Below are 16,385 nucleotides of genomic sequence, written 5' to 3' on the forward strand. Positions count from 1 at the left end.
AAGTGATGTACGCCGCGCACGGCAATCTGCCGCCATGCGGCCTGCCTAGTCTACTGTTCGTGGGGGCTGAATGCACCCCGTGGGCCTTCGATCATGGTCGTGGTAGACAGAAAGTCTGCTTTGACACTACAGATTCCGGGCAAAGCGCCGATAACGACAGCACACTTTTTTCGCGTTCTCTATCGCGGGAGTCCAATTCGACCATGTGGCCTCGGTTATCTTTCAATCGCCCGCTGATCTGGCTCGGGCTCTCGGCGATGTCAGCCGTCCTGTGGCTGCCGAGCGTCTCGCTCAGGCTCGGTGCGCTGTTGCTGATGGCGGTGGCCATGTGGGACGGCTGGCGTCAGGTGAAGCTCGAGCAGCGTCGCTCGCGGTTGACCGAGCAGGTGATGCGACAGTCGGGTGAGGCGGTGATGATCACCGACGATCAGCACCGTATCCAGGCGGTCAACCCGGCGTTTACCGAGCTCTCGGGGTTCGAGCTGTCCGAGGTGGCCGGCCTCAGCGCCAGCAACCTGGCGGCGGCGCGCCATGATAGCGCCTTCTTCGAGCGCTTCTGGCAGGCGCTGATCAGCGCCGGTCGCTGGGAAGGCGAGCTGTGGCAGCGACGCAAGGATGGCAGCGAGTACCCCATGTGGCTGGAGGTCCAGGTGATCACCGACCCCCATGGCCGCGCCGAGCACCATATCGCCACCTTTACCGATATCTCGCTGCGCAAGGCCCGGGAGCAGGACCTCAGGCGGATCGGTCGGGAAGACCCGCTGACCGGGCTTCCCAACCGTTTCCGTCTTCATGAATTGCTGGCCTCGCGTCTGCGTCATCTGCGTGCCGGTGAGTGTCTGGATCTGGCGCTGATCGATATCGATGGTTTCAAGGAGATCAACGACGGCCTCGGTGTCAGCGCCGGTGATCGATTGCTGGCACGTTTCGGCAAGCGCCTGGCCGGGCATGTGGCCGGCGGTGTGGTCGGGCGGCTGGGCGGGGACGAATTCATGGTCCTGCGTACCACTACCTACGACGATCACGAGCGCTGGGTCGAGGGCTTGAGGAGCCATCTGGGGGAGCCGTTCGAGATCGACGGCAGCACCTTGAGGCTCGGCATTACCATCGGCAGCTGTCGTGCCCCGGAAGACGGCAACGATGATGGCGTGCTGTTTCAGCGCATGGAGGCGGCGCTGGCGTCCGCCCGCCGCCATGGCGGTAATTGCTGCCAGCGCTTTCGGCCTGCCCTGGACGTCGGTGACGGTCCCAATCTGACGCTGCTCAATGACCTGCGGGAAGCGCTGGCCCAGGGAGGACAGCTTGAGCTTCACTACCAGCCACAGCATCGACTCTCCGATGACGCCATGATCGGCATGGAGGCCTTGCTGCGCTGGCGTCATCCCCGCGACGGGATGATCTCCCCGGCGGAGTTCATCCCCCTGGCGGAGCGTCATGGACTGATGGCGCCGCTGGGTGACTGGGTGATTCATCAGGCCTTGACCCAGCTCGCCCACTGGCGCTCGCGGGGGCTATCGCCGCTGCCGGTGTGGATCAACATCTCGGCGATGCAGCTGTTCCAGGGCGACCTGGAGAAGACCCTGGCCACCGGCCGCGCGCGCCATGACGTGGCGTCCCAGTGGCTGGGGCTCGAGCTGACCGAGTCGGTGCTGCTGGACGATCGTGGCGGCGATATCGTGCCGCGCCTGGAGCGATTGCGTGACCTGGGCCATCGCATCGCCCTCGACGACTTCGGTACCGGCTATTCGTCGCTGGGCTATCTCAAGGAGTTGCCGCTGGACAAGCTCAAGCTGGATCGTGCCTTCATCAAGGCGCTGCCGGGTGACAGCGCCGATGCGGCCATCGTCAACGCGGTCACGGCGATGGCCCGAGGGTTGTCACTGGAGATACTGGCCGAGGGCGTCGAAACCGCAGAACAGCGCGACTACCTGCGCCAGGCCGGTTGTGATGAGGTGCAGGGGTACTTCTACGCCCGGCCGATGCCGGCCCACGAGCTCGAAGCCCTGTGGCGGGAAAGCGCTACCCGTCAAGAGGCCAATACCCGTCAGGCGGTGGCCTGATGGCGCCTTTAGCCCTTGTTCAGCCTGAGCGTCGGCGCAGGCCGATGCCGATGACCAGGCACAGCGAGGCCCAGATCAGCGCCTGGGTCGGCAGCAGCCAGTCGGCCAGCTCGACGCCCGCCAGTACCGCGCCGCCCAGGTAGGACGAGGGGCCGCCGATCAGGCCGCCGAGGGCGGCGAGCCAGGGGCGCGCCCATAGCCACTCCAGCGAGTGATGAATCAGGGTGGCGAACAGCGGCCATAGCCACAGCAGCCACAACGCCAGCGGACCGAGGCTCGGGCTCTGCGGGTCGAAGCGATAGCCGCCCAACGCCGCCAGCGAGCCATCGATCACGACCCCAGCCAGCAGAAACCCCAGCAACCAGCGCCATTCTCCGGGCTTGGCCAACCAGCGCAGGTGAGCCACGATCACCGCCAGGGCAATGGCTCCGCCGGCCCAGGCGCCCATCAGCACACAGCCGAACCAGCCCAGCTGGAAGCCCGCCACATTGAGCAGCGAGGCCTGCCAGCGGGGGGGCATCGGTCCCCTGATCACGGCTTGCCGAGCCGAGTTCGCGGCCGCGCATCGGGCTTGGCCAGCAACAGGTGGCAGGTGCTGATGGTGCGCTCCGCGAACCCCGCCTCGCAGTAGCACAGATAGTAGCGCCACATGCGCACAAAACGCTCGTCGTAGCCCAGCTTGCCGACCTGATCGAGGCTCGCCTCGAAACGCTGGCGCCACTCACGCAGGGTGCGGGCGTAGTGCGGGCCGATATCATCCAGATCGACCAGGTTCATCGAGGTGTGTTTCGTCAGGTTCTGCAGCAGTACCGTGGGCGATGGCAGAAAACCACCGGGAAAGATGTAGCGCTTGATGAAGTCCATCTCTCTGCGCGCCGCTTCATAGCGCTGGTCACGTACGGTGATGGCCTGCAGCAACGCCAGCCCCTGGGGCGCCAGCAACTGGTCCAGGGTCTTGAGGTAGCGCGGCAGGTAGTCGGCGCCGACCGCCTCCACCATCTCCACCGAAATCAGCCGGTCATAGCGCCCGCTAAGTTCGCGGTAGTCCTCGTTGAGCAGGGTGACCTGGTCCTCGAGTCCCTCCTCGGCCAGGCGGCGAGCGGTATGCTCGTATTGCTCGCGGGAGATGGTGGTGGTGGTCACCCGGCAGCCGCGGGTGCGGGCGGCATGAATCGCGAGTCCGCCCCAGCCGGTGCCGATCTCCAGCAGGTGGTGGTGAGGCCTGACGTCCAGCTTGTCGAGCATGACATCGAGCTTGTGGGTCGAGGCCTGCTCGAGGGTAGCCTCCGGGGAGGGGAAGATGGCACTGGAGTACATCCAGTGTTCACGGTCCAGAAAGGTCGCGAACAGGTCATTGCCGATGTCGTAGTGGGCCGCAATATGGCGCCGGGAGCCCTTGCGGGTATTGCGCTGCAGACGCAGCAGCGTGGACAGCAGGGCGCGTCCCAGGCCGGCCAGGCCGCCTTCCACATCGTCATTGACCCGGTCGATGTTGCGCGCAAACAGACGCACCAGTCCGACCAGATCGTCCACGTCCCAGTCGCCGTCCATGTAGGCTTCTGCCGCCCCCAGGGTGCCGCCCAGCGCCATGCGCTTCCACACCCGACTGCGGCGTACCACCAGAGTCACGCTCAGTTCCCCCTGTTCCCCAAGCTGATGGCGCTCATGGCCGTCGACAAGGGTGATGCTGCCGTGGCGCAGTTGGCCCAATTGCGCCAGCACCCGAGGCTTGAGCCAGTGGCTGAGCCTGTCGCCGCGTCGGCTGATGGTGACGCCTTGTTCGCTCCTGAGTGTGGTCAAGACGGAGTCTCCTCGGATCTGGATGAGAGGCCTTCGGCCGGCGGTGGGTGATCGTGCAGCGGGACGCCCTTGAGCCACAGCCTGATTGCCTCCCAGTGGATGGCAGCCAGGGTCTTGGTGGCCATCCAGGGTTGCCGCGCAAGGCCGGCGAGCAGCGCCGGTCGGGTAGCCGGCCGGCCTGCCAGGGTCAGGGTGGCATCGAAGTGGCGCTGGCCATCCCGCCAGGTCTCCATGTGCATGGCGAGCTCACGCCCCGGGCTATTGAAGCGCCAGTGGTAAGTCATGCCCATGGGCAGAAAGGGCGATACGTGCAGGTCCTTGTCGAACTCAGCGCGGTGGCTGTGACGCTCGGGGTCTACCACGGCAGCGTAACGGGTGCGCTCGCGCCAGGGGGTATTGGTGACTTCACCGAGTATCGCGCCCAGACGCTCGCGTCCCTCGCCGTCGGGTTCGTGGTAGAGGTAGTAGAGCGAGATGGGATTGAACGACACCCAGGGAGAGCCAAGCTGGGTCAGCAGGCAGACCCGGCCCTGGGGCGCCTGGCCCAGGCGCTCGCGGACCTCGGCCCTGGCGGCGTCGGCCAGGGTTATCTCGCTGCCCCGTGCCGGCAGGTAATCCTCGCGCCTGAAGCGGGCCAGCGCCGGCCTGCGGGCACTGAAGCCGGGCACCCGGTCGAACAGTTCGGGCAGCTCCTCCAGGTCGAGCCAGGCCATCCATACGCGATAGGCAAACTCGTGGGGTCGCGGCAGAAAGCGCCGATGGCGCAGGGTGCCGCGGTAGATCCGCGAACGCGGCTTGGCGATCATGGTGCCACCGCCTCCAGCCGCTCATGGTCGCTTTCCTCGCAGCCCAGCGCCTTTGCCACCCGCAGCGCGCTCCATACGCCATCCTCGTGAAAGCCGTTGCGCCAGTAGGCGCCACAGAAGTGAGTACGCAGCGCCGCAGAGGAGATCTCGGCATGACGCGCCTGGGCCAGGCTACCCTGGGCCGTGAACTGGGGATGGGCGTAGCGAAAGCGCCCGAGCACCTTGGCCGGGTCGATGCTGTCGGCGTCGTTCAGGGTCACGCAGAAGGTGTGCGGCGCGCTCAGGCGCTGGAGGATATTCATGTCGTAGGTGACCGAGACCCGGTCAGCGTCGCTGCGGCTGTCGAGGCGATAGTTCCAGCTGGCCCAGGCGCGCCGACGGCGCGGCAGCAGGCGAGTATCGGTGTGCAGTACCACCTCGTTGTCGGCGTAGGGCAACGCCGACAGCACCTCGCGTTCGGCGTAGCTGGGGTCATCGAGCAGCCCGAGCGCCTGGTCGGCGTGGCAGGCCAGCACCAGTTGGTCGAAGCGTTCCTCGCCGGCATCGGTGCGCAGCACCACGCCGTCGTGTTCCCGACGAATACCGCGCACCGGCGTCGCCAGGCGGATGGCGTCGGCGTAGGGCGCCACCATGGCATCGATATAGCCGCGCGATCCCCCTTCCACGGTGTACCACTGGGGCCTGTCGTTGACCGACAGCAGCCCATGGTGGTGGAAGAAGCGCAGGAAAAAACGTGTGGGAAAGGCGCGGATATCGGCCAGGCTGGCCGACCAGATGGCGCCTCCCATGGGCAGCAGGTAGTGGCGCTGAAAGTCGTCGCTGAAGCCATGGCCATCGAGATAGTCGCCAAGGTGCATCAGCAGGGCATCGCTGGACGTATCCTGGCCCGGTCGCGCCAGATCGGCGATGGCCAGTCGGTTGAAGCGCAGGATCTCGCCCAGCAGGCGGTAGAACGCAGGGCGCAGCAGGTTGCGACGCTGTGCAAACAGCGAGGTCAGGGTGTGGCCGTTGTACTCGAAGTCGCGGTCGGTGCGATGCACCGAGAAGCTCATCTCGGTGGCCTGAGCGTTCACCCCGAGGTGTGCCAGCAGGCGCTGGAAGTGCGGATAGGTGCGGTCGTTGAAGACGATGAAGCCCGTATCGATGGCGTAGTCCCGCCCGTCCAGGCTGACATCCACGGTAGCGGTGTGTCCCCCCAGCCGGTCGGCGGCCTCGAACAGCGTCACCTGGTGACGCGCGCTCAAGTAGCGAGCGGCGGCCAGGCCGCTGATACCCCCACCGATCACCGCGATGCGCTGGGCCTCGAACGGCGGTTGAAGGCGAGTCATTGGTTGCGTTCCTTGTGGGGGGTGGAAGCGTCATCGTCTTCGCGCCTGACCAGGCGCTTGCCCAGGGCGATCCTCAGCCGCAGGGGCAGGATGCCCATGAACTTGACCAGGTAGGTGAAGCGCCGCGGGAAGTGGATGTCCCGTCGGCGTGCCGACAGTCCTTCGAAGATCGCCTTGGCCGCCTGTTCCGGCGTGACCGCCATGGGCATGGGGAAGTCGTTGCGTTCGGTCAACGGCGTCTTGACGAAGCCGGGGTGGATCACGCTGACGTCGATGCCTTGATGGGCCAGGTCGAGTCGCAGCGACTCGAGAAAGTAGCTCAGTGCCGCCTTGGACGCGCCGTAGGCTTCGGCACGCGGAAGCGCCAGATAGGCCGAAGCACTGGACGTCGCCACGATCTGCGGGCGGGCACCCTGGCGTCGGGCCTTGTGCAACAGCGGCAGAGCCACCTCGATGCCATGGATGGTGCCGAAGAAGTTGGGTTCGAAGTTGTCGCGAACCAGGGTGGTGTCGACGCGGCCGCCGTCGAGATAGACGCAGGTCCCGGCGTTGAAGATCACCATGTCGAGGCCGTCGAAGGCCTCGTCGATGCGTGCGGCGGCGTCCTGCATCGACGCGCGGTCGGTGATGTCGGCGGGGACCGGCATGGCGTTGTCATGGTCCTTGGCCAGTCGTTCCAGGCCAGCCTTGCCGCGCGAGGTCAGGGCGACGCGATGGCCATCGTCGAGCAGGCGTCGTGCCAGTGCCTCGCCGATGCCGGAGGTGGCGCCGGTCAGCCAGATGCGCTGAGGGTTGGGGTCGCGTGCCATCTACTGTCGCTCCTTTTGCGGTGCGGCCTTGCTGTCTGAGCTTGCTGTGGGCTCGATTCAAGCTCGCTGCGATTCACGCTTGTCGAGACTCACTCTTGTTGTACAAGGTCGGATCAGAATTCTGGGCCTGCTGTCAGCTACGTATCGGCGCTGTCCATGGTTTCAGCCGACGGTGCGTATATTTACCGAAGGCGCGGGCATCGACCGGCGCTGTCAGCCTCAACCGGCGGCGTGTCGCTTGATGCTGCGTATCACCGCGCCGAGCAACGGCAGGCGCTCGTAGAGCAGCGCACCGGCGTCGAAATGGTCCTGGTGGTGGACCACCTTGCCGCCGTCCGGTGAGGCGAAGCGCAATACCGAGCAGCCTTCCACGTCGATCTGGCGGCCTTTGCAAAGGCGCCTGTGGCGCAGCGCCATGGTCCAGCACACGAAGCCCCGGTCGCCGTCCCGCAGTCCATGGTGAAAGCGGAAGCGGCAGTCGATCACGTTGGCGTACAGGGCGTCGAAGTCGCGCTTCAGTGCCTCAATGCCTTCCACCCGATGCAATGGGTCGATAAAGACGATGTCACTAGAATATATACTGTATAGCTTTTCTGTACAGGTATTGTCTAGTTTATTGAAGGTGTCGCAGAAGGTCGCCAGCACAGGGTCCTGGATCATGGGGGCTCCTTGTCGGTGTTGTTGTCGTCGGCAGATCGGACTGAGGTGGATCGGGCTGGGGCGGATCAGCAAAGGGACCACAGGATGACGCTGGCTTGTGCCGGGCTATCTCACGCCAGGCCAAGCCAGACAGTGTCCTTATCCCGCGTCCTTCGACAGGCTCTTGAAGGCGTCGAGTGCGCGCTCGCGGGCGGCGCGGTGGTCGACGATGGGGGCGGGGTAGTCGAGGTCGGTGAGCAGATCCCGGGTCGGGGCATGTCGCTTCTTCGGCGCCAGTGACGCAAGCTCCGGCACCCAGCGCGCGATGAATTCGCCTTCGGGATCGAAGCGTTCGGATTGGGTGGTGGGGTTGAAGATGCGGAAGTAGGGCGCGGCGTCGGTACCGGTGGACGCCGCCCACTGCCAGCCGCCGTTGTTGGCGGCGAATTCACCGTCGACCAGGTGCTCGAGAAAGAATCGCTCTCCACGTCGCCAGTCGATCAACAGATGCTTGGACAGGAACATGGCGGTCACCATGCGCAGGCGATTGTGCATCCAGCCGGTGGCGACCAGCTGGCGCATGGCGGCGTCGACCAGCGGATAGCCGGTGCGTCCTTCGCACCAGGCGGCAAGATCCTCGGGGGCATCGCGCCAGTCCAGGGCCTCGGTGTGGCGTTGAAAGGCCCGATGGCGGCACACCCTGGGGAAGCCTGTGGCCACGTGCTGGTAGAACTCTCGCCACACCAGTTCGCTGACCCAGGCGGTCAGGCCGGCGTCGCCGTCGCTCAAGCTACCGTCGTTGATCGCCATCACCGCCTGCATGCACTGACGCCAGGAGATCATGCCCAGCGCCAGATAGGGCGACAGCTCGCTGGTGCCGCGTCTGGCCGGGAAGTCCCGCTGCTCCTTGTAGCGCTTCGCCGGGCTGTCAGGGAAACCTCGCAGAAAGCGCGACAGGCGGTCACTGGCGGCCTCCTCGCCGGCCGGCCAGTGGCGACCATCCACGCTCTTGTTCGGATAGTCGGGGCGCTGGCTGGCGCTGGAGGACAGCTCCAGCGGCGCCTGGCGCTCCGGTGGGTCCAGCACCTCGAGTCGCTCGGCGCTGATGGCCTTGTGCCAGGCCTTGGCGAAGGGGGTGAAGACGCCGTAGTAGTCGCCCTTGCCGGTGAGCAGCTCGCCGGGACTGAAGGCCACGGCGTCGCGCAGGGCACGTGCCTCGAGGCCGCTGTGCTCGGCCTGCGCCAGCACCGCCTGGTCGCGCTTGACCTCATCGAGAGGGTACTCGCGATTGAAATAGAGGGCGTCGGCGCCGAGCTCCTCGGCCAGCGCCATCAGTGCCTGGGGGGCGTCATCGAAGCGCGGCACCTGACGCTGGATCAACGGGATATTGCGCTCGGCCAGGGCTTCGCCCAGGGCCTCCACGCCACGACACAGAAAGTCGAGCTTGTTGTCGCCGTGGCCGTGTTCGCGCCACTGCTGCTCGGCGTGCAGAAAGACCCCGATGACCGGGCCGCGTCGGGCGGCGTGGTAAAGCGCAGTATTGTCGTGAATACGCAGATCGCTGCGAAACCAGACCAGAGTGACAGGCATGGGGAGCTCCCGCGAATCGTGTCGTGGTTAGAGTGGGCATCGCGCCGCGACGGGGATGATCAGGCTGTCTTGTCGTGGCTCAGTGCTGGCGAATCAGCGGCCTCAGCCGGTCCAGCGCCATGGGGATGTCGTCACCGAGCACCTCGATCTGGCTGTCGGCCAGTTCGGCGGCGCGGATGCGTGCCACCGGGCCGCACAGCGCCAGCGGAGTGTCGAGCTGTTCGGCCAGGCGAGGCAGCAGTCGACGGACCACGTCGGAGCGTTCGGCCTTGCCGCTGCACAGCACCACCGCACCGGGGCGCAGGCGCTCCAGCGCCAGCGGCAGATCGGTGAACGGCAGCGGCGCATCCATCAGGGCGATGCGGTAGCCGCGTTCACTGGCGGCGAGCGCCAGCATCAGGGTCCACAGCGAACCGTCATCGTCCGGCAGGGTGTCCAGCAGCAGGGTGGAACCACGGGCGGTGCGATTGGCGTGAAACAGGCGAATACCGATGCGCGTGCGCAGGAAGCTCTCCAGACTGCGTCGCTGCAAGGCCGCGCCAAGCTGCCCTTCCCAGCGCTCCTCGAGCTCCTGGACCACCGGCTGCCATAGCTCACTGATGCAGGTGCCGACCGGGTAGAGGGCCAGGGACTGCTGGTACAGGCCGTCCAGATGATCCATGTCGAGGGCATCCACCGCACCCAGCATCTGGCGGCGCTGCGAGGTCCAGTCACCGGCGGCGGGCGGTGCCGTCTCGGCGGGCTCGGGCTGGGTCAACAGATCCTTGACCTGACTGACCGGGACTCCGCGGTTGAGCCATTGCAGAATACGCTCGACCCGCTCGATGTCTTCCCGAGCGTAGAGGCGATGCCCCTTGGGCGTGCGGCGCGGCTCGATCAGTCCGTAGCGCCTCTCCCAGGCACGCAGGGTCACCGAATTGACCCCGGTGAGCCGCGACACTTCGCGGATGGGGTAGAGAGGAGATTCGGTGGGGGGCGCCGTATGACTCATGAGGGCCTCGATGCGTGTCCTGGTGCGATTGTGAAGGCGCAAGCTGCGCCCTGTCCCTGGAAGTTGTCGATGGCGTAGGTGACTCGACGTTTCCGTAGCTGTACAGACGCTACAAAGTGTACAACAGTTTTACCGCTTTTCGCTCACGCTGATTGAACGTCTAGGCTTAGTCTGAAAAGTCGGCGAGCGAAGGTTAGACAAGGCAAAAATCGGTGAGACAGCGCAGTTTACGGGGTGTAAATGAGCATGTTGATCCGATTTTTAACGCCGTATTACCGAGCGTAGGCACTTTTCAGACAAGCCCTAGGGGGCTGATCAGGGGGCCGGTGACAGCGTCTCGCCGACCTGGTCGGCCACTGCGCTTGCCAGCGCCTCGACGAACACGGGGTGTTCTCCTACCGGTGCCAGCAGCGTCAGTTCGAGCCCCGGGTGTTCGCTGCGCAGGGCGTCGATCTGGGCAGGCACATCCTTGCGCAGATGACGACCGGCGGCGAAGAACAGCGGCAGCACCTCGATGCGGGTAACGCCGGCTGCGCTCAGTTCGGCCACGGTGGTCTCCAGCGACGGCTCGCACAGCTCCATGTAGGACAGCCGGATCGGCGTGCCAAGGCGTGGCGCCAGGGCGTCGCGGAAGTGCTCGAAGGGCGCCCGCCAGTTGGGATCGCTGGAGCCGTGTGCGAGTAGTACCAGTGCGTATGACATGTTCGGTTTCCTGATGACCTGAAAATGGGTAAGCCTGCGACTGGCGCCCGCTTCAGGCGTCGGTGGCAGTACGATGCAGGGCCTCGGCGACGTGCACGCCCGACAGCCAGGCATCCTCGATACGTCCGCCGCGCAGACCGTCACCGGCCAGTGCCAGGCCATCCTCGCCGAGACGGTGATCGGGCGCCGCCAGCGTAAGGTCCGCGGTGGCGTAGCGCCAGCGATGGGCACCGCTGGCCGTGATCTGGGGCAGAGAGGAACCTGTCGGCAACCTGGTTGCGAGGGCCTTCTGCAGGGCTGCCGTCAGCCTGCTGGCCACGTCCTCGGCGTCGTCCTCGAGATGGCGCTGACTCCACTCGTCCTGGGCCAGCAGCGAAAGCGTCTCGCTCTGGTGCTCGCGTCCGGGCTTGCGATTCTGGCGAACCGCTAGGCGCAGCGGCCCCTGGTCAAAGCGTACCACTGGCCAGTCGGCGTCGATGCCCTCGAGCGTCAGCGCTGTGTCGAAGCGCACCCAGGCACTCCAGCAGGGCAGCATGCGGATCTCACGACAGGCCTTCGCCAGCGCCTCGTCGTGGGGGCGCAGCAGGGGTTCGGCCTGGGCCGCCGGCGCGGTCACCACCACCCGGTCGAAGGGGCCGTAGCTGTCGCCCTGCGGGTCCTCTAGCCACCAGCCGTCCAGGCGATCGGTCAGGCGGGTGACGCGAGTCGCCGCAAACAGCTCATGGGGGGCGGCCAGGTGGCGGGTGATGGCGCTCATGCGTGGAGTGCCGCAGTAACGATGTTGATCGTCGCCTTCCTCATGCCAGGCGCCCGAGGCGTCGACCCGATAGCTGGAGGGCGGCCAGGGCGTGGCCACCCCTGCGGCTTCCCAGCGGTCGACCTCGGCGGCGAAGGCTGCATCACGCACGCTGAAGTATTGAGCACCCAGGTCGAGGGATTCGTCTCCCTCTCGGCGAGAACTGGCGCGCCCACCGGGCCCTCGGCCCTTGTCGAACAGCACCGCACGGTGACCGTGTCGGCGGAGCTGGCCGGCGCAAGCCAGGCCGCTGAACCCCGCTCCAATGATGGCGACCTGCAGCATCGACGGAAGCCCTCCTCGAGCCTGTAGTGTCAATATCTTGGATGTAGCGTATAAGTGATGTACAACTTGAGTCAAATGAAGTCCTAGGCTCTGTCCGAAAAGTCGACGAGCGAAGGTTAGACAAGGCAAAAATCGGTGAGAAAGCGCAGTTTACGGGGTGTAAATGAGCATTTTGACCGGGCTGGCGCACCAGCCGATTTTTAACGCCGTATTACCGAGCGCAGGCACTTTTCAGACAAGCCGTAGACCGGCCAGCGCACAACCGACTAGGCTGAAATCAGGCTGGTCGCACGCTGCGGTGGTCGCTGCCGTCAGAGAGGGCCGACGGTATGTGGTCGGGGCCAGGGATCGTTGTGTATTGCGAGAGGACAAGCTATGCGAGTACTGATCACCGGTGGCAGTGGCTTTGTGGGCCAGCGTCTGTGTCGACGCCTGGTGGACGCCGGTCACCGCGTACAGGTGGTCTCCCGCTCACCGGCGCAGGCGGCGAAGGTGCTGCCCGAGGGGGCGGATGTACGGGTCAGCGCGCTGGACTTCGTCGACGCGCCGCCCGGGGTGCTGGTCAACCTGGCAGGCGAGCCCATCGCCGACAAGCGCTGGAGTGACACCCAGAAGGAAAGACTTATCGATTCGCGCATCAACGCCACCAGGGAACTGGTGATGCTGTGCGAACAGCTGTCGCAGACCGCCAAGGCCCCCAGGGTGCTGGTCAGTGGTTCGGCCATGGGCTTCTACGGCGATCAGGGCGGGGGCGAGGATGCGCCGATGGTAACCGAGCAGACAGCGCCCCATGATGAATTTGCCCACCGCCTGTGCAAGCGCTGGGAACAGGCCGCCGCTGGAGTGAAGGACTTCGGCGTGCGCCTGGCGATCCTGCGCACCGGCCTGGTGCTGGATGAAGGCGGCGGCATGCTCAAGAAGCTGCTGCCACCGTTCAAGCTGGGGCTGGGGGGGCGGCTCGGCAAGGGCGATCAGTACATGCCCTGGATCCATCGCGAGGATCTGGTGGAAATGATCCTGTGGTTGATCGAGAAGGAGCACCTGAGCGGGCCCTTCAACGGCAGTGCCCCGGAGCCCGTCACCAACCGCGAGTTCACCGAAGCGATCGGGCGTCACCTGAAGCGCCCGACGCCCTTTCCGGTGCCGGCGATGGTGCTGGAGACCGCCTTCGGCGAGATGTCGCGGTTGCTGCTGACCGGCGCGCGCATGGTGCCGCAGCGCTTCGAGGAGGAGGGCTTCAGCTTTCGCTACCCGACCCTGGACAAGGCGCTGGACGACATTCTTTAAGACGGCGCGAGTTCCGCTGTTCGACACCGGCGCTCGCTACTGCCGGTCGATACCCCAGGCGACTCACGTTACGCCAAGGCCTTGCACCGGATACATCTCGCAAACAGCAGGAGCCCCGCGCTGTCGGTCGCAGCGCGGGGGCGCCATATCCGAGACGATCCTTAGGCGCTGTCGTCGTCGATGGTCACGATTACACGCACGGCGTCCAGGCGCAGGCGGGTGCCTTCGATGGCCTGGTCCAGCGCCTGGCGCTCGTCGCGCAGGGCGGTGATCTCGTCCTCGCGTACCGACGGGTTGCGCTGTGCCAGGGCCTCGAGTCGGGTCAGCTCGTTGTCCAGCGTCTGGCGCATGCGCACCTGGGCGGCCTCGACGATCGTCGGCAGCTCTCGCTGGGCCTCGGCCTCGGCGCTGTCGAGCAGGTCGCGCAGCTGGTCGTGGCGACTCTTGATCAGGTCCCGCGCCACCGCCTTCTTGACCTTCTTGAGGTTCTTCGAAAGACCGGTGAAAGACACCTTGTCGGTGAGGTTGGCACCGGACTCGTCGAGCAGCACCCGCACCGCGGTGGGCGGCAGGAAGCGATTGAGGTGCAGGCGCTTCGGTGCCGGGCAGTGGGTGCGGAACACCAGCTCCGCCATCAGCCGGCCGGCAGGGATCGCCGGATGCTTGAGCAGGGCAAGGGCGGTGTTGCCCATGTTGCCGTCGAGGATGCGGCCCATCATCTCGCGCAGCAGCGGGTGCTCCCAGGACAGCCGCTGGACGTCGTCCCGGGCCAGCGCGCGGGAACGCGAGGTGGTCACGGTGAAGCCTTCCTCACCCTTCACCAGCCCCGGCAGGCCGTCGAGCATGTGCGAGCCCGGTGACAGCAGGGTCAGGTCATTGCCTAGCTCGCGACTGTCGACGCCGAAGATGTCCAGCGCCTGGTCCAGGTAGCGCGGCAGGGCGCGGTCTTCATCGAGTTCGACGATCGCTTCCTTGACCGACTCGACCCGTTCGGGACGGCAGGCGTTGAGCTCCAGCAGGCGATTGCGGCCGGCGTCACGTTCGGCCAGCTTGGCGTCGAACAGCGCGCGGGTCTCGCCGATGACTTCTTCCAGGGCTTCGTCGTCGAGCAGGCTCTCGGCCAGGTCGTCGCCGAAGGCGTCGAACAGGTCGTTGCCGATGCCGTGCGGTGCGCTGAAGGCGTCCATCCCTTCCTGGTACCAGCGCAGCAGTTTCTCGCCGGGGCTGCCTTCGAACACCGGCACATGGATCTCGATGGCGTGGCGCTGGCCGATGCGGTCGAGACGGCCGATGCGCTGCTCGAGCTGATCCGGGTGCAGCGGCAGGTCGAACATCACCAGATGGCGACAGAACTGGAAGTTGCGGCCTTCGGAGCCGATCTCGGAGCACACCAGTACCTGGCAGCCGTCCTCGTCGTCGGCGAAGGCGGCGGCGGCGCGGTCGCGCTCGACCAGCGACAGATCCTCGTGGAACACCGGCGCCTGCACGCCGCCGAGTACGCGCAGGCCGTCGGACAGCCCCTGGGCGGTCTCGCGGTCGTGGGCGATCACCAGCACCTTGTCGTCGCCCATCTCGGTCAGCCGTTCGAGCAGCCAGGTCACCCGGGGGTCGAACTGCCACCAGGGCTCGGCGTTGAGCGGGTCCTCGGTCAGGGCGCTGTACATGCCGTCCAGGTAGACCATCACCTCGGGGTGGTCGAGGCCGGTCTCGATCAGCAGCTCGTCGAGGTAGTCCTCGTCCCGCGCCAGGCGACGCAGCACTCGGCGATAGGACGACGGCAGCTCCAGCTTGTCGACGTGCAGGCGACGTTCAGGGAAGCCGCCTACGTGGCGACGGCTGTTGCGGAACATCACCCGGCCGGTGCCGTGGCGGTCGAGCAGCTGGTCTCGCAGCTGGGCGCTGGCCTGCTGGCGCTGTTCCAGGCTGCATTCGGGGTTGGACAGGGTCGCCAGCAGTGCCTGGCTGTCGCCGTCGTCGGCGACCGCTCCGATGGTGTCCCGGGCGCCGGCATCCAGCGGCCCGTCGACATCGCCCAGGGCGTCGATGGCCTCGGCCACCGCCACATAGCCCTGCTCCTCGGCGCGGAAGGCTTCCAGGTCCGAGTAGCGATCGCGATCGAGCAGACGCAGCCTGGCAAAGTGGCTGGCCAGCCCCATCTGCTCCGGCGTCGCGGTCAGCAGCAGCACGCCCTCGGTGGCGCCGGACAGGCGCTCGACGCAGGCGTAACCGGGGCCGACCTCGTCCTCGCTCCACTCCAGGTGGTGGGCCTCGTCGACGATCAGCAGGTCCCACTCGCAGGCTTCGGCCTGCTGCTGACGGTGGGCGTTGGCGAACAGCCAGTCCTGGCTTGCCAGCACCAGCTGGCCGGCCTCGAAGGGATTGGCGTCGCCATGGGCCTGGCTCTGCTGTTCGTCGAGCAGGGTCACCGACAGCGAGAAGCGTCGCAGCAGCTCCACCAGCCACTGGTGAGTCAGGCTCGCCGGCACCAGGATCAGCGCCCGCTCGACCCGCCCGGTCAGCAGCAGGCGATGCAGGATCAGTCCGGCCTCTATGGTCTTGCCGAGGCCGACTTCATCGGCCAGCAGCACACGGGGCGCCTGACGTGAGGAGACCTCGTCGGCGATGTACAGCTGATGGGGGATCAGATCGATGCGTGGGCCGGCCAGGCCCAGCGCCGGGTTCTGCTCGATGCGGTGGTAGTGGTGCAGGGTGCGAAAGCGCAGGTCGAACCAGTCGTTGCGATCGACCTGGCCGGTCAGCAGACGATCCCGGGCCTGGTCGAACTGCATGCTGTCGGCCAGCCGGGCCTCCGGCAGTTCGCACAGCTCGCCCTTGTCGTCTTCGCCGATATAGACGATCAGGCCATCGATTTCCTTGGTGTCGTCCACCGTCATCTGCCAGCCCTCGGCGGACTGGATGCGATCACCACTGCCGAAGGCGACTCGGGTCAACGGGGCAAGACGGGTACTGTAGGTGCGGGTTTCCTGGCTGGCGCCGAAGAGCACGGTGACGCTGCGCGCGTCGCAGTTCAGGATAGTGCCCAGGCCGAGTTCGGCCTCGCCGTCGCTGATCCAGCGCTGGCCGGGAGAGAAGTCGCTCATGATGCCTCGGGAGATGCGTCGTTACGGTTCGTGGTCGCGGGCCAGGCCCGCCGCCGACAGGGCGCGGTATCTTACAGCAATCTTCAGTCTGGCTTAAGCGCCATCGTCATGCCCGTGATCAGATGTCGCATGGCGGCTGAAACCTTCGCATCGAGGCGTTCCCGAAACGCCCCCGCGCTTGCCGCCGTGCC

13 protein-coding genes are annotated in these 16,385 nt (G+C 66.2%); 2 read left to right on the forward strand and 11 right to left on the reverse strand.

Features of this window, described 5'->3' with window-relative positions; translation table 11 throughout:
* Positions 1-203: 203 nt before the first annotated feature.
* Positions 204-2,060, forward strand: a complete 1,857-nt coding sequence (locus C6W88_RS17750) for a putative bifunctional diguanylate cyclase/phosphodiesterase (RefSeq protein ID WP_108133430.1) — start codon at positions 204-206, stop codon at positions 2,058-2,060.
* Positions 2,061-2,079: 19 nt separating this feature from the next.
* On the opposite strand, the gene C6W88_RS17755 is transcribed toward C6W88_RS17750, so the two are convergent.
* The 10 genes from C6W88_RS17755 to C6W88_RS17800 form a co-directional block, all read right to left on the reverse strand.
* Positions 2,080-2,580 carry a DUF2878 family protein gene (locus C6W88_RS17755; protein ID WP_108133431.1) on the reverse strand — a complete coding sequence of 167 codons (501 nt, stop codon included), beginning with the start codon at positions 2,578-2,580 and terminating at the stop codon, positions 2,080-2,082.
* Between the two features lie 11 nt (positions 2,581-2,591).
* Complete coding sequence (locus C6W88_RS17760; RefSeq protein ID WP_108133432.1) at positions 2,592-3,860, reverse strand: SAM-dependent methyltransferase; 1,269 nt, start codon at positions 3,858-3,860, stop codon at positions 2,592-2,594.
* Complete coding sequence (locus tag C6W88_RS17765; RefSeq protein WP_108133433.1) at positions 3,857-4,666, reverse strand: DUF1365 domain-containing protein; 810 nt, start codon at positions 4,664-4,666, stop codon at positions 3,857-3,859. Before C6W88_RS17765 ends, C6W88_RS17760 begins: the two co-directional genes overlap by 4 nt.
* Positions 4,663-5,994 carry an NAD(P)/FAD-dependent oxidoreductase gene (locus C6W88_RS17770; protein WP_108133434.1) on the reverse strand — a complete coding sequence of 444 codons (1,332 nt, stop codon included), beginning with the start codon at positions 5,992-5,994 and terminating at the stop codon, positions 4,663-4,665. The genes C6W88_RS17765 and C6W88_RS17770 overlap by 4 nt, the downstream gene beginning before the upstream one ends.
* The gene (locus C6W88_RS17775; RefSeq protein WP_108133435.1) at positions 5,991-6,803 is read right to left on the reverse strand and encodes an SDR family NAD(P)-dependent oxidoreductase; all 813 of its coding nucleotides are present in this window, start codon (positions 6,801-6,803) and stop codon (positions 5,991-5,993) included. Before C6W88_RS17775 ends, C6W88_RS17770 begins: the two co-directional genes overlap by 4 nt.
* 219 nt (positions 6,804-7,022) lie before the next feature.
* Positions 7,023-7,463 (reverse strand): nuclear transport factor 2 family protein, encoded by a 441-nt coding sequence (locus tag C6W88_RS17780; RefSeq protein WP_108133436.1) that lies wholly within the window; start codon positions 7,461-7,463, stop codon positions 7,023-7,025.
* 138 nt (positions 7,464-7,601) lie between these two features.
* Positions 7,602-9,032 carry a deoxyribodipyrimidine photo-lyase gene (gene phrB / locus C6W88_RS17785; RefSeq protein ID WP_108133437.1) on the reverse strand — a complete coding sequence of 477 codons (1,431 nt, stop codon included), beginning with the start codon at positions 9,030-9,032 and terminating at the stop codon, positions 7,602-7,604.
* Between the two features lie 79 nt (positions 9,033-9,111).
* Positions 9,112-10,023, reverse strand: coding sequence for a MerR family transcriptional regulator (locus tag C6W88_RS17790; RefSeq protein WP_045990818.1), 912 nt, complete (start codon positions 10,021-10,023; stop codon positions 9,112-9,114).
* Positions 10,024-10,338: 315 nt separating this feature from the next.
* Positions 10,339-10,725 (reverse strand): sirohydrochlorin chelatase, encoded by a 387-nt coding sequence (locus tag C6W88_RS17795; protein WP_108133438.1) that lies wholly within the window; start codon positions 10,723-10,725, stop codon positions 10,339-10,341.
* A 52-nt stretch (positions 10,726-10,777) separates the two neighbouring features.
* Positions 10,778-11,806 (reverse strand): NAD(P)/FAD-dependent oxidoreductase, encoded by a 1,029-nt coding sequence (locus C6W88_RS17800; RefSeq protein ID WP_108133439.1) that lies wholly within the window; start codon positions 11,804-11,806, stop codon positions 10,778-10,780.
* A gap of 375 nt (positions 11,807-12,181) precedes the next feature.
* Between C6W88_RS17800 and C6W88_RS17805 the strand changes: the two genes are divergently transcribed.
* Entirely contained in the window at positions 12,182-13,093 is a 912-nt protein-coding gene (locus C6W88_RS17805; RefSeq protein WP_108133440.1) for a TIGR01777 family oxidoreductase, read from the forward strand.
* Positions 13,094-13,254: 161 nt separating this feature from the next.
* Here C6W88_RS17805 and rapA read toward each other — a convergent pair whose 3' ends face one another.
* A complete protein-coding gene (gene rapA, locus C6W88_RS17810; protein ID WP_108133441.1) occupies positions 13,255-16,194 on the reverse strand; it encodes an RNA polymerase-associated protein RapA in 2,940 nt (979 codons plus the stop codon).
* Positions 16,195-16,385: the final 191 nt, after the last annotated feature.

This window comes from Halomonas litopenaei, assembly GCF_003045775.1.
Lineage (GTDB): Bacteria > Pseudomonadota > Gammaproteobacteria > Pseudomonadales > Halomonadaceae > Halomonas > Halomonas litopenaei.

Excerpts from the sequence above, each read along its gene's own strand:
- C6W88_RS17750 (WP_108133430.1), top strand. The coding sequence starts at position 204 with ATGTGGCCTCGGTTATCTTTCAATCGCCCGCTGATCTGGCTCGGGCTC.
- C6W88_RS17755 (WP_108133431.1), bottom strand. The coding sequence starts at position 2,580 with ATGCCCCCCCGCTGGCAGGCCTCGCTGCTCAATGTGGCGGGCTTCCAG.
- C6W88_RS17765 (WP_108133433.1), bottom strand. The coding sequence starts at position 4,666 with ATGATCGCCAAGCCGCGTTCGCGGATCTACCGCGGCACCCTGCGCCAT.
- C6W88_RS17770 (WP_108133434.1), bottom strand. The coding sequence starts at position 5,994 with ATGACTCGCCTTCAACCGCCGTTCGAGGCCCAGCGCATCGCGGTGATC.
- C6W88_RS17775 (WP_108133435.1), bottom strand. The coding sequence starts at position 6,803 with ATGGCACGCGACCCCAACCCTCAGCGCATCTGGCTGACCGGCGCCACC.
- C6W88_RS17780 (WP_108133436.1), bottom strand. The coding sequence starts at position 7,463 with ATGATCCAGGACCCTGTGCTGGCGACCTTCTGCGACACCTTCAATAAA.
- phrB (WP_108133437.1), bottom strand. The coding sequence starts at position 9,032 with ATGCCTGTCACTCTGGTCTGGTTTCGCAGCGATCTGCGTATTCACGAC.
- C6W88_RS17790 (WP_045990818.1), bottom strand. The coding sequence starts at position 10,023 with ATGAGTCATACGGCGCCCCCCACCGAATCTCCTCTCTACCCCATCCGC.
- C6W88_RS17795 (WP_108133438.1), bottom strand. The coding sequence starts at position 10,725 with ATGTCATACGCACTGGTACTACTCGCACACGGCTCCAGCGATCCCAAC.
- C6W88_RS17800 (WP_108133439.1), bottom strand. The coding sequence starts at position 11,806 with ATGCTGCAGGTCGCCATCATTGGAGCGGGGTTCAGCGGCCTGGCTTGC.
- C6W88_RS17805 (WP_108133440.1), top strand. The coding sequence starts at position 12,182 with ATGCGAGTACTGATCACCGGTGGCAGTGGCTTTGTGGGCCAGCGTCTG.
- rapA (WP_108133441.1), bottom strand. The coding sequence starts at position 16,194 with ATGAGCGACTTCTCTCCCGGCCAGCGCTGGATCAGCGACGGCGAGGCC.